Source organism: Bowmanella denitrificans, from assembly GCF_039522935.1.
Taxonomy (GTDB): Bacteria; Pseudomonadota; Gammaproteobacteria; order Enterobacterales; family Alteromonadaceae; genus Bowmanella; species Bowmanella denitrificans.
Window position 1 is genome coordinate 86,151 of the sequence record NZ_BAAAEI010000002.1, and the last position, 16,838, is coordinate 102,988.

19 protein-coding genes are annotated in these 16,838 nt (G+C 50.7%); 8 read left to right on the forward strand and 11 right to left on the reverse strand.

Annotated elements, in window-relative coordinates:
• Window positions 1–106 precede the first annotated feature (106 nt).
• The 4 genes from epd to ABD028_RS01590 all read left to right on the forward strand — a co-directional run bounded on the left by epd (window position 107) and on the right by ABD028_RS01590 (window position 4,379).
• Complete coding sequence (gene epd, locus ABD028_RS01575) at window positions 107–1,126, forward strand: erythrose-4-phosphate dehydrogenase (RefSeq protein WP_343840938.1); 1,020 nt, start codon at window positions 107–109, stop codon at window positions 1,124–1,126.
• A 65-nt stretch (window positions 1,127–1,191) separates the two neighbouring features.
• Window positions 1,192–2,367 carry a phosphoglycerate kinase gene (locus ABD028_RS01580; protein ID WP_343840940.1) on the forward strand — a complete coding sequence of 392 codons (1,176 nt, stop codon included), beginning with the start codon at window positions 1,192–1,194 and terminating at the stop codon, window positions 2,365–2,367.
• Window positions 2,368–2,475: 108 nt separating this feature from the next.
• Window positions 2,476–3,375: a fructose bisphosphate aldolase gene (locus ABD028_RS01585; protein WP_102798011.1), complete on the forward strand. Its 900-nt coding sequence runs from the start codon at window positions 2,476–2,478 to the stop codon at window positions 3,373–3,375.
• Window positions 3,376–3,629: 254 nt separating this feature from the next.
• Window positions 3,630–4,379: a DUF481 domain-containing protein gene (locus ABD028_RS01590; protein ID WP_425427711.1), complete on the forward strand. Its 750-nt coding sequence runs from the start codon at window positions 3,630–3,632 to the stop codon at window positions 4,377–4,379.
• Between the two features lie 20 nt (window positions 4,380–4,399).
• Here the strand turns inward: ABD028_RS01590 and ABD028_RS01595 are convergent, their stop codons facing one another.
• Entirely contained in the window at window positions 4,400–4,576 is a 177-nt protein-coding gene (locus ABD028_RS01595; protein WP_343840944.1) for a hypothetical protein, read from the reverse strand.
• A gap of 68 nt (window positions 4,577–4,644) precedes the next feature.
• Window positions 4,645–6,801 carry a M3 family metallopeptidase gene (locus ABD028_RS01600; protein ID WP_343840946.1) on the reverse strand — a complete coding sequence of 719 codons (2,157 nt, stop codon included), beginning with the start codon at window positions 6,799–6,801 and terminating at the stop codon, window positions 4,645–4,647.
• Window positions 6,802–6,955: 154 nt separating this feature from the next.
• On the opposite strand from ABD028_RS01600, the gene ABD028_RS01605 reads away from it, so the two are divergent.
• Window positions 6,956–7,216: a hypothetical protein gene (locus ABD028_RS01605; protein WP_343840948.1), complete on the forward strand. Its 261-nt coding sequence runs from the start codon at window positions 6,956–6,958 to the stop codon at window positions 7,214–7,216.
• A gap of 43 nt (window positions 7,217–7,259) precedes the next feature.
• On the opposite strand, the gene ABD028_RS01610 is transcribed toward ABD028_RS01605, so the two are convergent.
• Window positions 7,260–8,426, reverse strand: coding sequence for an MFS transporter (locus tag ABD028_RS01610; RefSeq protein ID WP_343840950.1), 1,167 nt, complete (start codon window positions 8,424–8,426; stop codon window positions 7,260–7,262).
• Window positions 8,419–9,183 carry a DeoR/GlpR family DNA-binding transcription regulator gene (locus ABD028_RS01615; protein ID WP_343840953.1) on the reverse strand — a complete coding sequence of 255 codons (765 nt, stop codon included), beginning with the start codon at window positions 9,181–9,183 and terminating at the stop codon, window positions 8,419–8,421. The genes ABD028_RS01610 and ABD028_RS01615 overlap by 8 nt, the downstream gene beginning before the upstream one ends.
• Before the next feature lie 180 nt (window positions 9,184–9,363).
• Here ABD028_RS01615 and ABD028_RS01620 point away from each other — a divergent pair, with 180 nt between their 5' ends.
• Both ABD028_RS01620 and ABD028_RS01625 read left to right on the forward strand, forming a co-directional pair.
• The gene (locus ABD028_RS01620; RefSeq protein WP_343840955.1) at window positions 9,364–10,128 is read left to right on the forward strand and encodes an SDR family oxidoreductase; all 765 of its coding nucleotides are present in this window, start codon (window positions 9,364–9,366) and stop codon (window positions 10,126–10,128) included.
• 37 nt (window positions 10,129–10,165) lie between these two features.
• Window positions 10,166–11,110, forward strand: coding sequence for a diacylglycerol/lipid kinase family protein (locus ABD028_RS01625; protein WP_343840958.1), 945 nt, complete (start codon window positions 10,166–10,168; stop codon window positions 11,108–11,110).
• Here ABD028_RS01625 and ABD028_RS01630 read toward each other — a convergent pair.
• The 7 genes from ABD028_RS01630 to ABD028_RS01660 all read right to left on the reverse strand — a co-directional run bounded on the left by ABD028_RS01630 (window position 11,107) and on the right by ABD028_RS01660 (window position 15,523).
• A complete protein-coding gene (locus ABD028_RS01630) occupies window positions 11,107–11,526 on the reverse strand; it encodes an organic hydroperoxide resistance protein (RefSeq protein WP_343840960.1) in 420 nt (139 codons plus the stop codon). The genes ABD028_RS01625 and ABD028_RS01630 overlap by 4 nt on opposite strands.
• A gap of 144 nt (window positions 11,527–11,670) precedes the next feature.
• Window positions 11,671–12,123, reverse strand: coding sequence for a MarR family winged helix-turn-helix transcriptional regulator (locus tag ABD028_RS01635; protein ID WP_343840963.1), 453 nt, complete (start codon window positions 12,121–12,123; stop codon window positions 11,671–11,673).
• Window positions 12,124–12,211: 88 nt separating this feature from the next.
• Window positions 12,212–12,670 (reverse strand): GyrI-like domain-containing protein, encoded by a 459-nt coding sequence (locus ABD028_RS01640; RefSeq protein WP_343840966.1) that lies wholly within the window; start codon window positions 12,668–12,670, stop codon window positions 12,212–12,214.
• A gap of 270 nt (window positions 12,671–12,940) precedes the next feature.
• Window positions 12,941–13,720, reverse strand: a complete 780-nt coding sequence (locus ABD028_RS01645) for a CLCA_X family protein (RefSeq protein WP_343840969.1) — start codon at window positions 13,718–13,720, stop codon at window positions 12,941–12,943.
• A gap of 3 nt (window positions 13,721–13,723) precedes the next feature.
• A complete protein-coding gene (gene folM, locus ABD028_RS01650; RefSeq protein WP_343840971.1) occupies window positions 13,724–14,431 on the reverse strand; it encodes a dihydromonapterin reductase in 708 nt (235 codons plus the stop codon).
• 3 nt (window positions 14,432–14,434) lie between these two features.
• Window positions 14,435–14,971, reverse strand: a complete 537-nt coding sequence (gene fldB / locus ABD028_RS01655; protein ID WP_102798023.1) for a flavodoxin FldB — start codon at window positions 14,969–14,971, stop codon at window positions 14,435–14,437.
• Between the two features lie 63 nt (window positions 14,972–15,034).
• A complete protein-coding gene (locus ABD028_RS01660; RefSeq protein ID WP_102798024.1) occupies window positions 15,035–15,523 on the reverse strand; it encodes an acyl-CoA thioesterase in 489 nt (162 codons plus the stop codon).
• Window positions 15,524–15,681: 158 nt separating this feature from the next.
• On the opposite strand from ABD028_RS01660, the gene xerD reads away from it, so the two are divergent.
• Window positions 15,682–16,608, forward strand: a complete 927-nt coding sequence (gene xerD / locus ABD028_RS01665) for a site-specific tyrosine recombinase XerD (protein WP_425542045.1) — start codon at window positions 15,682–15,684, stop codon at window positions 16,606–16,608.
• The last annotated feature ends 230 nt before the right edge of the window (window positions 16,609–16,838 follow it).

The following is a 16,838-nucleotide window of genomic DNA, read 5'->3' on the forward strand; positions in this document are numbered from 1 at the left end:
TACGGGCGCTTTGATAGCGCCGAATGTGCTCATTCTGCGCTCGAGCCCTTTGTTTTCTCTGTCTCGCCGGTGTTATGCCGGCGTGAACAACACTGAGTCGTCCTGAATGTTACGTATTGCTATCAATGGTTTCGGACGCATAGGCCGCAATGTACTGCGGGCCTTATATGAAACCGGTCGCAACGACCAAGTGCGGATTGTGGCTATTAATGAGCTGGCCAAACCTGAAGGTATTGCGCATCTGCTCAAGTACGATACCTCCCATGGTCGTTTTCCCTTCGCGGTCTCTCTTGAGGGCGATAAGCTGTGTGTGGCTGGTGATAGTATTCAACTATTGAATAAGGCCGACATTAGCGAGCTGCCCTGGTCTGAACTTGACGTTGATCTGGTGCTGGAATGCACCGGTGTATTTGGTGAGCGCGCGTCCGGTCAGGCTCATCTTGATCAAGGCGCTGGCAAGGTACTGTTTTCGCAGCCCTGCAGCGGCGATACCGATGTAGACGCCACAGTGATTTACGGCATCAATGACCACTTGCTCAGCCCTGAGCATCGCATTGTGTCTAATGGTTCCTGTACCACCAACTGTATCGTGCCGGTGATCCAGGCGTTGGATCTGGCCTTTGGAGTGGACAGCGGGACTATTACTACTATTCATGCCTCTATGCACGATCAGCAGGTTATCGATGCCTATCATGCCGACCTGCGCCGCACCAGAGCCGCCAGCCAGTCGATTATTCCGGTGGATACCAAACTGGCGCGCGGTATTGAGCGTATTTTGCCCAAATTCGCCGGGCGGTTTGAAGCCATTGCCGTGCGGGTGCCCACTATCAATGTTACGGCCATGGATCTCAGTGTCACTCTGGATACCGATGTGAATATCCAGTTAGTCAACCAGGCCCTGATGCAGGCGCGTGAAGGGCGATTGGCAGGCATTCTGGGCTATACCGAGGAACCTCTGGTGTCGGTGGATTTTAACCATGATCCGCACTCGGCCATAGTGGATGGCACTCAGACCAGAGTGAGTCATAAACGTCTGGTCAAAACCCTGGTGTGGTGTGATAACGAGTGGGGCTTTGCTAATCGTATGTTAGATACCGCATTAGCGATGGCCAGGGGCTGTCGCTAGGTACAAAGAATCCTGCGGTGGACAGGCAGTCCGCCGTGCAATATTGCAAAATGTGGAGAAATGCCATGAAGGTTTTGAAAATGTCAGATCTGGATCTGGCTGGTCAGCGCGTGTTGATTCGCCAGGATCTGAATGTACCGGTGAAAGACGGCAAGGTGACCTCAGATGCCCGTATCAGAGCGTCCCTGCCAACATTAGAACTGGCGCTGAAAGCCGGAGCCAGGGTGATGGTGATGTCGCATCTTGGTCGTCCCACAGAGGGCCTGGTAGAAGAGGAATATTCCCTGGCACCGGTGGTGGAGTACCTGGCATCCGCGTTGGACTGCCCGGTACGCCTGGCCAAAAACTACCTTGACGGTCTGCAAGTTGAGGCGGGTGAACTGGTGGTGCTGGAAAACGTGCGTTTCAATAAGGGCGAAGGCAAAGACGATGAACAATTGTCCCGTCAATATGCGGCCCTGTGTGATATCTATGTCATGGATGCATTCGGCACTGCCCACCGCGCGCAGGCTTCAACCCATGGCGTTGGTTTATATGCGCCTGTGGCCTGTGCCGGTCCGTTGCTGGCCGATGAACTGGAAGCATTGGGCAAAGCATTGGACAACCCAGCCCGGCCGCTGTTGGCCATTGTTGGTGGCTCTAAGGTATCCACCAAACTGACTGTACTGGAGACCTTATCAGATAAGGTAGACCAGTTGATTGTCGGCGGTGGTATTGCTAATACCTTTATTGCTGCTACCGGCAAGCCTGTAGGTAAATCTCTGTATGAAGCTGATCTGATCCCTGAGGCACAGCGACTGTTGGCTAAAGCACAGGCCAGTGGTGGCGATATTCCGGTGCCGGTAGATGTGATTGTCGGCCAGGAATTTTCCGAATCCGCTCTGGCTACCCATAAGCAGGTGGATGAGGTGAGTGAGTCGGATATGATCTTTGATATTGGCCCACAGACCGCCGAGATTCTGGCTAAGCTGATTAAGCAGGCTGGCACTATTGTCTGGAATGGTCCGGTGGGCGTATTCGAGTTCGATCAATTTGGCGGTGGTACCAAGGCCTTGTCGCTGGCCATTGCTGAAAGTCGGGCATTTTCTATTGCCGGTGGTGGCGACACCCTGGCGGCGGTAGATAAGTATGCCATCGCAGATAAGATATCCTATATCTCTACCGGCGGTGGTGCTTTCCTGGAATTCCTGGAAGGCAAGGTATTACCAGCCGTGGCCATGCTGGAAAAACGCGCTTTGTAGGTTCGAATTTATTCGAATAAAGATGATAAGAAGGGCTTCAGCCCTCACTGAGATAGAACATCAATAGTACCCAGGCCTTTGGGCCGAAACCAAAAAGGAGTGTTGCCGATGGCAGCCGAAGCCAAGACAGAAATGCTGAACAAAGTACTTAACCAGGACGGTTTTATCGCTGCACTGGATCAAAGTGGCGGCAGTACCCCGAAAGCCCTGAAACTTTACGGTTTGAGCGAATCAGACTGGTCAGGGGATGAGCAGATGTTTGACATGGTTCACCAGATGCGTACCCGTATTGTTACCAGCCGTGCGTTTGCCGGTAACCGGGTATTAGGTGCCATCCTGTTTGAAAACACTCTGGACCGCGAAATCGAAGGTAAACCCTCTTCGCGTTACCTTTGGCAAGAAAAGCAAGTTGTGCCCTTCCTGAAAGTGGACAAAGGCTTGCTGGATGAGACTGACGGCGTGCAATTGATGAAGCCAATGCCAGGTTTGGATGCGTTGCTGAGTAAAGCCGTGGCCCAGGGCGTGTTTGGCACCAAAATGCGTTCGGTCATTAAGCAGGCCAATGCGGCGGGTATCAGCGCTGTGGTGGCACAGCAGTTTGAAGTGGGTAAGCAAATTCTGGCGGCTGGCCTGACACCCATTATTGAACCCGAAGTGGATATTCACTGCCCGGATAAAGCCGAAGCCGAAGCCTTGTTAAAGCAGGCGTTGCTGGCCGAGCTGGATAAACTGGAAGCCGAGCAGAAAGTCATGCTGAAACTGACCCTGCCAAACGAAGACAACTTCTACCGCGAGTGCATTGAACATCCCAATGTAATTCGTGTTGTGGCGCTGTCTGGCGGCTACAGCCGGGATGATGCGAATCTTAAGCTGAGTCATAATCAGGGCATGATCGCCAGCTTTTCCCGCGCCCTGACCGAGGGCTTGTCGGCTAAGCAGTCTCAGGAAGAATTCGATTCTGCCTTGGACAAGGCTATCGAAAGCATTTATCAGGCATCGAAAGCCTGAGTCGCAGTAACATGATAAGGGCGCAGAAGCGCCCTTTTTATTGCGCTAATGAGAGCATATGGTGTTTGGTGAGGCATTTGTTGCGCACCCTGAATTCGTATGTATCTGGTAAATACGGGAATAATTTACCATTCGATTAAAAAACATACGAAAAAAGCTGAGACAAAATCCGTGATTTAGTTACAATTGCCGCTTGAGAGCTTATGAGGACCCGCCTGATGATGAAAAAATCCGCTTTAACTGTATTTGCCGCTATGTTTGTCGCATCTGCCGCCCAGGCCGATGCATTGGATAATTTATTTGCTGCGGATGTCAGCGTACCTGAAGAAGCGGAAAAGCCCTTTAGTCTGGATGGGGAGTTGGGGCTGATTTCAACCACGGGTAATACCAAAGCGACCAGTTTTAAAGGGCGTTTGAATGCGCATCAGGAACTGGAATCCTGGAGCAACGATTACATAGTCGAAGGTTTCTATAAGAAAGACGAGAAAACCATCGACGAAGATAAAGTGTCTGAAACCACGGCACAGAAAATCTTTGGTTCTGCACAGGGTAACTACAAGTTAGAAAACCCTGACCACCGGGTCTTCGCCTTTGGTTCCTATGAAGATGACCGCTTCAGTGGCTTTGAATATCAGGCCACAGTGGCTGGTGGTTGGGCCCATCAGCTGTGGAAAAACGATGTTTCGGCGTTTAGCTACAGCATAGGTCCGGGTTATTCTTTTGCTGAGCGGGATACCGGTGAAAGTGCCAATGGTGCCATTGTGCGTGGTGCGTTGGATTACAAGTGGAAGATTTCCGACACCGCTAATTTCCGCCAGTTGTTCAGTACGGAAGTGGGTAGTGACAACACCAAGTCCAAGTCAGAAACCTCTTTATCGGCACAAATCAATGGCTCGCTGGCCATGAAGGTTGCACTGATACTGAACCACAACACCGATGTGGCGGACGATGTGGAAGAACTGGACACCCAGACATCGGTGACACTGGTTTACAGCTTCTTCTAAGCGACTTAAGACAGAACGATTTAAAAGTATAAAACCGCCAAAGACGCTTTTATATCCAGGGATGGATGGGCTGAAAACTGCTCCTGCGTTTTCTGCACTTCCACCGTCCGTGGTGGTCGTATGCCGACGTTGCAGGAGCATTCGTCGGCGATATCCAGGGATGGAAGTGCAAATAACTGCTCCTGCGTAATTTGCACTTCCACCTTCCATGGTGGTCGCTTGTCGGCGTAGCACGGAGCACTCGCCGACAACTGCAGAGATCGACTCAGTCAATCTGCGCTTTTAAGCCACGACGAATCAGCAGTGCATCTGTCGTGGGTTCCTGACCGCGGAATTGGATATAAGACTCCATTGGCGGGCGGGAATTGCCCACTTTCAGTATATGTTTACGATACAACTCGCCATTTTCGCGGGTTAAGCCGCCGCGTTCACGCAGATAAGCGAAGGCATCGGCCGCCAGAATTTCACTCCACATATAGGCATAGTAACCAGCAGAATAACCGCCTCCGATGGAATGTGAGAAATAGGTGGATTTATAACGCGGTGGCACTGCAGGCAGGTTTACTCCATGTTTTGCCAGTGCCTTGGCCTCAAACGCTTGCACATCCTGAAGTGGTGCATCGGCTGCCAGCGAATGCCATTCCATATCCAGCAAGGCCGAAGCCATATATTCGAGGGTGTCAAAGCCCATGTTAAAATTCTTGGCCTTCATTACTTTCTCCAGTAACTCGGCAGGAATCGGCTGGTCGGTTTGGTAATGACGGGCATAGTTGGCCAGTACTTCAGGCAGGGCGGCCCAGTCTTCTTCAAAGGTAGATGGGAATTCCACAAAGTCGCGGGATACCGCCGTACCGGCCAGTGACGGATACTTCACTTTGGAGAACATACCGTGAATACCGTGCCCAAGTTCATGGAACATGGTGGTGACATGGTCAAAACTCACCAAGGTAGGTTCACCTTCAGGTCCTTTGGGAATATTCATCACGTTGACCACAACCGGCGTCTGTCCAAGCAGGTTGGATTGACCGACAAAGGAGCTCATCCAGGCACCGCCACGTTTACCTTCTCGGGCAAAATAATCCGCATAGAAAATCGCCAGGCTCTTACCGCCATGATCGAATACCTCAAAGGCCTGAACATCTGGATGGTAAACCGGTAAGTCAGGTCTGGGCTCAAAGCGGATGCCATACAGACGGTTCATGGTGTAGAACAAGCCGTCATGCAAAACCCGGTTGAATTCAAAATACTGACGTACCTCGTTTTCATCTAAGTCGTATTTTTCCTGGCGAACTTTTTCAGCGTAATAGGCCCAGTCCCAGGGCTGCACCTCGAAATTGCCGCCCTCACGTTGGATCATGGCCTGGATATCCGCTTGCTCTGCCTGGGTATTGGCCACTACCGCTGGCACCATGGAATTGAGCATGTTAAAGACATTGGCTGGCGTTTCAGCCATGGTGTTTTCAAGCTGATATTCGGCCCAGTTGTTGTAGCCCAGCAAGGCTGCCTTTTGAGCGCGGATCTGGGTGAGTCTGGCTACCAGCGGGCGATTGTCCAGTTCGCCGTCGGTGCCGCGATATGCTGATGCTTCCCACACCTGCTGACGCAATGCCCGGTTGTTTAGTGATGCCAGAATGGGCTGGCGCGTGGTATTGGTGATACTCAGCAGATATTTACCACTGTGACCTGCTGCTTCGGCCGCTGTCGCCGCGGCTTTGAGTTGACTGTCTGACAATCCGTCCAGGTCTTGTTTGTCTTCCACCACTACCGCAATAGCCTTACTGAGTTTCAGCAGGTTCTGGCTAAATTGGGTGGTCAGCTTGGAATGCTCTTCATTCAGGGCACGTATGGCAAGTTTCTGTTGTTCGGTCAGCTTGGCGCCAGCTTTAATAAAGCGTTGGTAATAAACTTCCAGCAAGCGCGCAGATTCTGCATCCAATTTCAATGCGTCCCGCTGCTGATAAACACTTTCCACCCGGGCAAACAGAGCCGCATTTAAGTTGATATTGTCCGAGTGGGCGGCCAATCTGGGGGCCAGCTCACTTTGCAGAGCACGTCGTGCTTCATTGCTGTCGGTGCCAACCAGATTAAAGAAAATACGTGAGACGCGGGTTAACAGGGGGCCGGCTTTTTCCATTGCCACAATGGTATTGTCGAAACTGGCGGGCTGTGGGTTATCAATAATCGCCTGAATATCCTGAAGGTGCTCTGCCATTCCTTGTTCAAAGGCGGGCAAAAAGTGCGCATCTTTAATCTGGCTGAAGTCAGGCGCCTGATATTGCAGGGGGCTGGCACTCAGCAGTGGATTGATTTGCTGCGCAGCGGCGGTTTGTGATGTGCTTTGCGTAAGGTTTGTCGATGGCTCTGAACAGGCGGTCAGGAATAGACTGGTGCTGATGGCAACCGCGAGCATGGAATAACGCATGCGCTTCTCCGTTATCTTTATTGTTAGGGGGGCGTTAATTTGAGGGGGGATTATGTAGCTATGAAATGTTATGTTGTAACAGTTTTCTGTCAATCGTTGAAGTAATACGACAAATAGCCGATGATGGACGGCTATTGAGTCTGGAGTTGTTAAAATGAGAGTATTGTTTGTCCTGACTGGTCTGATTTTACTCAGTGCCTGCGTGAGTCAGACAGAACGGGAAAAAATGCAGCAAATGGGGATGGAAGTGAATCCTTGCAATGGCAATCTTGAGCAACAATATGAAGCCAGTATTCGCCTGGATGAAGATGCCAAAGTGGAATCGTCAATTAAAACCCATTGTGAACCTCAGCATATAGAAACGCAGACCGAGTTTGAAAAAGACAATCGCGATCCTGCCCAACGTCGCTGGTAAACAAAAAGTTGACTTTGGCAAAGCAAAAAACGTCTGGCCAGTGTTAACCATTGGTTTGGTTGGCACATGCCAGCGTTTTTTCCTGATTGAATGCCCAGGCACCAGCCACAACCGCCAGGGCAAGTAAAACAAACAGTGCAAAGGTCTGACGTAATCCAATCCACTCAGCGATAAAGCCAATCAATGGTGGACCGAGTAACATACCGCCATAGCCAAAGGTGGCGACACTGGCAAGTCCGGCGCCGGCTTTCATTTGTGTATTGTTCGCTGCATTGGCGTATACCAATGGCATAACAATAGAATAGCCAACCCCCAGCAATAGCAGTCCGGCATAAGCCTGATAAAGAGTCTGGGATGTCAACAGCAGTAAACTACCGAGCAGCGCGGCACCACCACAAAATCTGACCGTATGGCTTGCCCCAATTTTATTTACCAACCCGTCTCCCATCAGCCGGGTTGCAACCATAGCGACAGAAAACAATGCATAGCCCATGGCAGCCTGGCCATGATCGCTATTCAGTACATCAGTCAAAAAAACCGCACTCCAATCCGCCATAGCGCCTTCTCCTATGGCACAACACAAGGCGACCAAAGCAATTACCAGGAGACTACCTCTGGGGAGCTGAAAACCACCTTTACTGGCTTGAGGATCTGTTTTGTGGAATTGCCATGGGATCCAACACAATCTCAGCAGTGGCAGGAGTATCAGAACGATAACAATAAAAAACTCCCGGTAGGGCAATACCAGCCAGGCTGAAAGTGAGCCCAAGCCAGCCCCTATACCGGCCCCAACACTGAACATGGCATGGAAGAATGACATTGTTGAACGACCCAGTGATTTCTCTACCTCACTGGCCCAGCTATTCATGGCGATGTCCAACGCACCATGTAAGGCGCCAAACAGAAAGAGTGCAGCTGCCAGGTAAAGAACATTGCTGGCCATGCCCACCATTACCAATGCCGGGCAAACCATAAGGGCCAGCACTTTACTGAGTCTTGCTGCGCCTAGGCGGTCAGACAGATAACCAGCCAGAGGAAAGGCCAAAATAGCCCCCAAAGCCAATAGCAACAACAACATGCCCAGTTCGCTTGCGGACAGATGTAAACCTTGTTTAAGGGAAGGGATCCTGGATGCCCAGGCCCCAAATAATGCGCCATTAAATAAAAATACAACGGACACCGCGAGCTTGGGGCTGTACCGCTCAGACATAAACAACCTCCACGCCTTTGGTTAAGAATGTCTGGCACTGTTCCTGGGTTGCGTCGGTTAGCAACACATCTAACTCTTCGCAGCTTAGTACTTTGTGCCTGGCCCGGCTGTGCAGTTTTTCGACGCCCGCCAGAGCTATCACTTTGCTGGCATTGAGCGCCATTTGTCGTTTGACACTGGCTTCGGCAAGATCATCGGCTGACAGCCCAAATTGCGGATCCAGCCCGCAGGTGCCCAATATACACAGATCAGCAGCGCAGGCCTGTAATTGCGCTACTGTATCGGCACCACATGCTATCCCTCCCAGCCCATGCAGTTTTCCGCCAATCAGCATAGTGTCGATAGCTTTGCTCTGTAGCTCAATGGCCACATAAGGAGATGGGGTAATAGCCAATCCGCAAAAATCCCGTGGTAGTGCTTTGGCAAAATGCAGTACCGACACACCGCCGTCCAGAAACAGGGTATCTCCTTTATGGACCAGATCATCTATCACTTCGGGGAGCCTTTGTAACCAGCTTTCAGGTTGAGTAATGCGTTGGTGCATTGGCACCGCTGGAAGATTTACCGGTAACGCGCCGCCCTTTACTCTTCTTAGTAAGCCTATGGATTCCAGGGCGATTAAATCCCGGCGTATGGTGTCCGGTGAGACGCCAAGCTCCTCAGCCAGGGCTTTTGCCACCAATGGTCCCTGTCCTAGTTTTTCCGTTAGCAGGGCCTGGCGGGTATCAGGATTATTCAGGTCAAGATGAGATGGCATTGAGAGCCTCAGCAGCAACACATGCATCACATTGTGCATTTTTGTGCAATATTATGCAATTGCACGCACCTTTTTGCATTTTTAATTTCATGGCAATGCGCAAGAAGCGGATCGAAGCCGTTTTGTGGCCAACCTATTATCTGTGCCTGATTCCCATGTTTATCTACTAAGGCGTTAGTCATGCAATTATTGAAAAACAAGACGTTTATCATTACCGGTGCCAGCTCCGGTATCGGCCGGGCTGCTGCCCTGTTGTTTGCTCATCAGGGTGCCAATTTGGTGCTTGGTGCCAGGCGGGAGTCTCTGTTACAAGAATTGATAGACGAAATTCGTCAGGCGGGAGGCAATGCGCAATACCTGGCCGGTGATATCAGTGAGAATGAGGTCGCCGAAGCTTTGGTGGCACTGGCTGAAGAAAAATTCGGTGGATTGGATGGGGCCTTTAACAATGCGGCAATGCTGGGAGAGATGCAGCCAACGGAGGTCATGTCATTGGAAAACTGGCAGCGGGTGATTGCGGTAAACCTTACCAGTGCCTTTCTGGCCGCTCGTTGTCAAATTCCCGCGTTACGTAAACGGCGTGGTGGATCTTTGATTTTTACTTCCACTTTTGTTGGCTACACTGCTGGCATGCCAGGAATGGCAGCCTATGCAGCCAGTAAGGCGGGCCTGATTGGGCTTACTCAGGTACTTGCCTGTGAACAGGGAAATCACAATATCAGGGTGAATGCACTATTACCTGGCGGCACTGATACCCCCGCTGGTCGGGAGTTTGCGGATACGCCCGAGGCGTTAGATTTTGTCGCCGGATTGCATGCGCTTAAACGTATGGCCAGACCCGAAGAAATCGCCCAGGCAGCATTATATCTGGCGTCAGACATGGCGAGTTTTGTCACTGGCAGTGCCATGTTGGTGGATGGTGGCGTGTCAATCAACAAGCTCTGACCCAAGTCTTGACTGATTATCTTAATGGCGCAAACTGGTGGCCGATGTTGTTTTTGCTAAGACCTACATGCCACCCAGTTTGCGCCATTTTCTGATTATTCTTAACCCGCTGGCCAATGATAATGCCAATCGCTATTTACGGACTTTGCTCAGCGCCTTGCAGCAACTTGGCGATACCTATGATATTTGGCAAACCACAGCCAATGAGCAAGCTAACCTACGCCATCTGCAACAATGCCGTGAGCAATATACTGACTGGGTGGTATTGGGCGGCGACGGCACCCTGAATCTGGTGGTGAATGTTCTGGCGCACAGTGATGTACCACTGGGCTTAATACCCTTTGGCAGTGGGAATGATTTTGCCCGAAATTTGTATGCTGGGCAGGACGACCCTGTGGCTGTGGTGGTGGGGGAATACTGCAAAAAAGTCGATCTTGGCCTGTGCAATGAACGTTATTTTGCTAATGTGCTTGGAGTGGGATTTGATGGTGCGGTGGTAGCCAGTCTCTATAATGACCAACCAAGACGATTTCGTCGCTGGCGCTATTTGCAAGCTGCGCTGATTAAGCTTTTTACTTACCCCGAGCAGGAGCTTCATCTGACCAGCAGCAAGATTAAAAGAGAACCCGCATTTATCGCTGCCTTTGCCAATGGACGTTATTTTGGCGGCGGTATGCAAATCGCCCCGCAGGCGCATTTAGACGACAATATGCTGGATTGCTGCTGGGTAGGTCACACTTCTTTACCCACGAAACTTTACTACCTGAGTCGAATATTCAGTGGCTCTCATATTTGTGCTGCAGCCGTGGACTACTGGCAGGACAGTGTCTTTGAAATACACACTGCAGGATTACCCATCGAGGGGGACGGTGAGTTCTTTGGCGTAACACCTGCCCAAGTTTGTGTTGTACCAGGGGCTTTATGCCTGAAAGTGCCCTGCGTGGGGGACAGGGTCAATACTGACCCTGTCTGTCAGGATTAGACTGCCACATGCAGGCGTACATCAATGTTACCGCGAGTGGCATTGGAATAAGGGCAAACCTTATGCGCCGCTGCCACTAACGCCTCGGCCACTGCTTGTTCCAACCCTGGCAACTGGATAAACAAGTCAATATCCAAACCGAATCCGCCTTCAATCTGGCCGATGCCTACTTCGGCGCGAATATTCAGATTGGCTGGTAGTGCCTGTTTTTTACCAGCGGCAACAAACTTTAAGGCGCCAATAAAACAGGCAGAGTAACCTGCTGCGAATAGTTGTTCCGGATTAGTGGCATGACCACCGGCACCACCTAATTCTTTTGGGGTCGTGAGTTTCAGATCCAGAATGCCATCGCTGGATTTGGCCTGGCCATCACGGCCACCGGTTGAAGTAACGCTGGCTTTGTATAGTACTTGCATAATGATTTCCTCGTATAACTGAACAGGGGTTGTTGGTCTACGAGAAATAGATTATCGCAATAATTATTATCGCGATAATATTAAAAGACGATGAAACTAATCAATAAATTAGATTCAGGTTTATCCGGTTGAAATATAAATATTTTATCCACTTGAAGCTTGGCTGAGATTGGCGCGCAGGCTATCCAGTTGTTGTTTCAGACTGGCCAGTTGTTCAAGCTGCAAGCCACTGGCGCAGAGCACTTCACCCGGTAACTGCTGAGCCTGGTCACGCATGGCCTTGCCTTGGCCGGTTAAAAACAACTGCACCCGGCGTTCATCTTCAGCACTGCGACGCCTTTCCAGCAGGCCCTGATTCTCCAGGCGTTTGATGACCGGGCTCAGTGCGCCCAGATCTTGCTGCAGGCGTTTACCCATATCGGTGGATGTCAGGCCGTCTTCCTCCCATAGCACCAGCATCATCAAGTATTGTGGATAGGTCAGTCCCAGACGGTTGAGCAATGGTTTATAGAGTTTTCCCATTGCCAGGGAGGTAGAGTACAAGGCAAAACAGAGTTGATTGTCCAGTCGCAGGGCTTCGCAGGGCGTGCTGTTCATGGGAACTCCTAAGGGTAGCAATACCCTGAATATCCTGCCTTAGCAGACTTTTTTCAAGTAATTTGCCGTATTGTCAGGTGATCTGATATTAAACCCATCGCCACTGCGGAGTTGGTTGTAAAGCAATATATAGCTCGTGAGCGGGTTCATCAGCGCCTTGGCTATAACCGAAATCCAGTTTCAGGTCTGACACTGGCATATGCTGAGCTCTGGCCCAATTCAACATAGCGGCAAAAGAATCGGCGATAGCGGTTGCAGGACCGCTATGGGTGTAATGTATATAACTGGCGGGGGGAATGCAGACTGCGGCCATGCCAGTCGGTATAGTTGCCGATGCCGTGACCTGGCAACTGACCAATTGCTGATACAGTCCCTTCTGACATTGCAGTGATGCATCGACCAGAATGGGGTCTGGATCCTGATCAATTTCCCACAGTCGGCCAAACAACTGTTGCCAGGCTTGTGGCATCTGCTGCCACAATGCGTCCCAGGGGGCTTTAACACTAATCCCCAACAACATAATCTGTGGCTGTGTAACAATGTCCATCTTTGCTCCTTGCTTGTCAGTGCTACCACTGGGCAACCAGTAGGACATTACTGAATATCTGAGATTTTTACAAAAAAATAACAAGTGTTGCGTGGGATTTCTGTCAAAAAATGTAATCTGGGGTGCGAGATGCGAGATGCGAGATGCGAGATGCGAGATGCGGGTTGCAAGGTTGATCCGCCCCTTTTAGTCGCAAAGGGCGATTGTTGGACTTAAGTCCAACCTACATAGGGTAAGTCTGAGTCAGGCTGTTCTGAGTCTCAGGTTAGCTTATGGTTTTGAGTCCAATGCCAGACCCAGCAGGTGGAAGTACTCTGCTAGTTGTTGTGCAAGCTGTTGACGTAAAGGTTGCATTGGATACAGCCCTATTTCTGCTTCACGACTTTGTTTTGTGCCCTGTACCAGAAAAGCATTCTTCAGGCTGTGATCCTGAATCATGGCTTCAAACGCTCTGGCCGCCAGCTCTTGTGGCTGCGCGTAATAGAAAATATTTAACTTCTTGTCGATGGCCACGGCGCGCTTAAGGTACTCACTGCCCTGGCCATTCTGCAGGAAGCATATCTGGAAATATTGGCAGAGGCGCTGATTTAGTGGATGAGGGGTGAGTTTGCGGCCTTTCAGCCAGCAATCCGAGGCAAAGTCATGGGGGCTGGCATCGGCAAAAAGTTTGCGACAGATATAATGATCAAAGGCATGAAACCATTCATGAGCCAGTGCACCGCCCCCGGCATTTTTAGCCAGTGCCAGGGTGCGGCTGGTGGATTCGTAATGTGCACTGCTGTGTTTGTTGCCGCCGCTGCCAAAAGCCAGCGACAAAGTACCGTTTAAGGAGATCACCTGTTCCGGTACCGCCAGAATAGTCATCAAATCGCAAAGCGCATCGAAAAATAAATTGGCTGCCAGTTGCTGTTCTTGTTTGCTGACCCATTTACCAATGCTGACAGTGCGAAAGCCAAAAGTCCGCACAATATCAGCAAATCCAACATCCTGACCTTCCCTGTGATCCGCCCCGTTACGAAAATACGGGCGATGCAGTCTGGACTCTGTCATTAATCAGGGCAGGTTCAGGTGACGGCCACCATCCAGCGGTATGACACGGCCTGTCACATAGTCGGATGACAACAGCCAGTCGATAGTTTTAAGCACTTCCTGTTCGCCCGGCTCAATACCCAGCAGCGACTTTTGCAGGGTTTTTTGCCGATATGCGATATCGTCCCATTCGTTGAAGCAAATCAGCGCCGGGGCAATGGCATTGACCTTTATGCCTGGCGCCAGTTTGCGGGCAAAGGACAGGGTCAGATTCTCCAGTGCCGCCTTTGATGCAGCATAAGCCATATGTTTGGCACTGCCGGTTTGGGCGACAAAATCGGTCATATGAATAATATCGGCTTTTTCAGCGCAGAGCCGGGGCGACAGGGCTTGGTTGATTAGAAACGGAGCTTTGGCATGGATGGCCATCATGGCATCAAACACTCCGTCAGGATCGCTGTCATTATCGGCATGCCAGTCTGAGGCATTATGGATAATGGCCCGCAGTTCGCTGTAGCGCCCTAGCACCTGCTCAATAAACGTCTGTACCCCTTGTGCAGTGGCAAAATCGGCCTGGATACAGTCTATGCCACTATTTTGCAGTTCGTCTATCAGGGGGCGATAGCGGCGGTAACTGATGACTACCTGATGCCCTTGTTGATGCAGGGCCTTGGCGCAATACAGACCAATACGCTGGGCAGCGCCGGTTATCAGAATGGGGGCTTGCTTCATTGCTTATTCATTCACTTGTTGCAGTTCATCCAACAGCTGGTTGACCCACTGATGAATGCGGGCATCGGTTTGCTCAAATTGGTTTTCATCGTCCAGCGACAAGCCGACAAAATAACTGCCATCTTCTGTTAGCGCTTTAGATGCACTGAATTCATAGCCCTGATTGGGCCAGTAGCCAATCACCTGACAACCCAGCAGCAGGAGCTCGTCATGCAACATACCCAGAGCATCCTGGAACCAGTCGGCGTAACCCAGTTGGTCGCCAAGTCCATACAAGGCAACGGTTTTACCATTTAAGTCCAGTTGGCGGATATCCTGCCAATGCGACTCCCAGTCTTCCTGCAGCTCACCAAAGTCCCAGGTGGAAATACCAAAAATCAGAATGTCATAGTGCTGAGTTTCTGTCAGCGGAACATCTTTGATATTGTGCAAGTCCACCCATTCCTCACCCAATGCGGCACGGATTTTTTCACCTGCCATCTCGGTATAACAGGTGGTGGAGCCATAAAAAAGTCCAATCTTTATACTGCTGTCTGTCATTGCCTGGAGTTTCTGTAAAACCGGGCCGCTATTGTGCCAGAGAAAGCCTTTGTCTGCATGGCACTACAAGCCCAATTGCTTAATATGGGCTTCCATTTCTGCACCGATTTTTTCACGCATCTGCACCAGACGCAGCGCAGACTCGCGTAAATACTTGTCTTCTTCGGTTTGTGGCAACCATTCCGGGACGGCGGTGGGCTTACCTTGCTCATCAACCGCCACCATAATCACAATGCAGTGGGTAGTAAGCAGGCGCTCACTCAGCTTGGGATCCCCCGCCATAACATCCAGCGCCAGATGCATGGACGTGCGGCCTGTATAGATTATCCGCGCTCTGACTTCCACCAGGCTGCCCACCTGAATCGGCCGCACAAAACGAATGCCACCTGCATAAGCGGTGATACAATACTTACCACTCCAGCCAGCCGCACAAGCGTAAGCTGCCAGGTCTATCCACTTCATCACGGCCCCGCCATGTACTTTGCCACCAAAGTTGACATCGGCCGGTTCGGCCAGAAATCTTAACGTTAGTTCTCGTTGTTCGCCTGCCATTTAGCACCTCCAGTAGCACGGTGAGTTAGCCTTGTCTCCAGGGCAAATAAAGCGGCTGAAAACACATATGCAAAAGATAAGCAGCCAGACTCAATTCAGCCAGATTTTATAGCAAGATATGGGCTAAAATAGCGCGGCAAATAAGTCGTGGGATACAGATATTGGCGATAAAAAAGCAAGCAGCGGAAATATCTGCCGGAGATCAGGCGCAGATTGACGGTTTTATTGATGCATTGTGGTTAGAAAAAGGCCTGAGCGACAATACCTTGTCTGCCTATCGCACTGATTTGGTCAAGTTCTGTCAGTTCCTTGCAACGCAATCGGTAGAGCTGGTCCTGGTTCAAAGTGAGCATATTCAGGCTTATCTTGCCTGGCGCTATGACCAACAGTTGTCGGAGCGTAGCAACGCCCGTTTCTTATCCAGCCTGAGGGCTTACTTCGCCTATCTGTTGCGGGAAAAACAGCGCCAGGATGACCCAACCGCCATTCTGCAGAATCCCAAGTTGGGTAAACCACTGCCGAAAACCTTATCGGAACGCCAGGTCGAGCGCTTACTTGAAGCGCCGAATATTGATGATGAGGTGCAGCTCAGAGACAAGGCCATGTTGGAACTCTTGTATGCCACCGGGCTGAGGGTTAGTGAACTGGTCGGGCTGAAACTTGGACAGATAAGCACGGTGCAGGGTGTTATCCGGGTGACAGGTAAAGGCAATAAAGACAGATTAGTGCCGATGGGGGAGGTGGCACTGGAGTGGTTACAAACTTACCTGAAACAGGGGCGTGCATTGCTGCTGAAACAGCAAACCGATGTACTGTTTCCTTCCAGCCGCGGTCAGCAGATGACGCGTCAGACTTTCTGGCACCGGATTAAATACTATGCGCCCCAGGCCGGCATTGCGCTGCAGAACTTATCTCCTCACACCCTGCGCCATGCCTTTGCCACCCATTTACTTAATCACGGTGCAGATCTGCGCGTGGTGCAAATGTTATTAGGGCATTCCGATTTATCCACCACCCAGATTTATACTCATGTAGCCACCGAGCGTTTGCAAAGCCTGATCGACGAACATCATCCCAGAGGCTGAGACAAAGATAAAAGCGGGTGCAAGCAGCACCCTGGATAATAGGGTTTGGATGCGTGACACTGGCCGTCCCTGGCTTGCGGTGAATACAGCTGCGACATTCAGTTGCAAAGAGAAGTTCCACTTTAACTCTTCTTTATATTCAATTTTTATAGTGATAACAGGCTGTTACATAAGGGAATTGGTGTTCTGCCGGATGCCGGGTAAGATGCACTTGGGGACGTTTCAAGCCA

Coding starts and splice junctions, on each gene's coding strand:
- ABD028_RS01630 (WP_343840960.1), bottom strand. CDS start 11,526: ATGCAAGTACTATACAAAGCCAGCGTTACTTCAACCGGTGGCCGTGAT.
- ABD028_RS01580 (WP_343840940.1), top strand. CDS start 1,192: ATGAAGGTTTTGAAAATGTCAGATCTGGATCTGGCTGGTCAGCGCGTG.
- ABD028_RS01635 (WP_343840963.1), bottom strand. CDS start 12,123: ATGAACAGCACGCCCTGCGAAGCCCTGCGACTGGACAATCAACTCTGT.
- ABD028_RS01610 (WP_343840950.1), bottom strand. CDS start 8,426: ATGTCTGAGCGGTACAGCCCCAAGCTCGCGGTGTCCGTTGTATTTTTA.
- ABD028_RS01615 (WP_343840953.1), bottom strand. CDS start 9,183: ATGCCATCTCATCTTGACCTGAATAATCCTGATACCCGCCAGGCCCTG.
- ABD028_RS01620 (WP_343840955.1), top strand. CDS start 9,364: ATGCAATTATTGAAAAACAAGACGTTTATCATTACCGGTGCCAGCTCC.
- ABD028_RS01600 (WP_343840946.1), bottom strand. CDS start 6,801: ATGCGTTATTCCATGCTCGCGGTTGCCATCAGCACCAGTCTATTCCTG.
- folM (WP_343840971.1), bottom strand. CDS start 14,431: ATGAAGCAAGCCCCCATTCTGATAACCGGCGCTGCCCAGCGTATTGGT.
- ABD028_RS01640 (WP_343840966.1), bottom strand. CDS start 12,670: ATGGACATTGTTACACAGCCACAGATTATGTTGTTGGGGATTAGTGTT.
- fldB (WP_102798023.1), bottom strand. CDS start 14,971: ATGACAGACAGCAGTATAAAGATTGGACTTTTTTATGGCTCCACCACC.
- epd (WP_343840938.1), top strand. CDS start 107: ATGTTACGTATTGCTATCAATGGTTTCGGACGCATAGGCCGCAATGTA.
- ABD028_RS01645 (WP_343840969.1), bottom strand. CDS start 13,720: ATGACAGAGTCCAGACTGCATCGCCCGTATTTTCGTAACGGGGCGGAT.
- ABD028_RS01605 (WP_343840948.1), top strand. CDS start 6,956: ATGAGAGTATTGTTTGTCCTGACTGGTCTGATTTTACTCAGTGCCTGC.
- ABD028_RS01585 (WP_102798011.1), top strand. CDS start 2,476: ATGGCAGCCGAAGCCAAGACAGAAATGCTGAACAAAGTACTTAACCAG.
- ABD028_RS01590 (WP_425427711.1), top strand. CDS start 3,630: ATGTTTGTCGCATCTGCCGCCCAGGCCGATGCATTGGATAATTTATTT.
- ABD028_RS01660 (WP_102798024.1), bottom strand. CDS start 15,523: ATGGCAGGCGAACAACGAGAACTAACGTTAAGATTTCTGGCCGAACCG.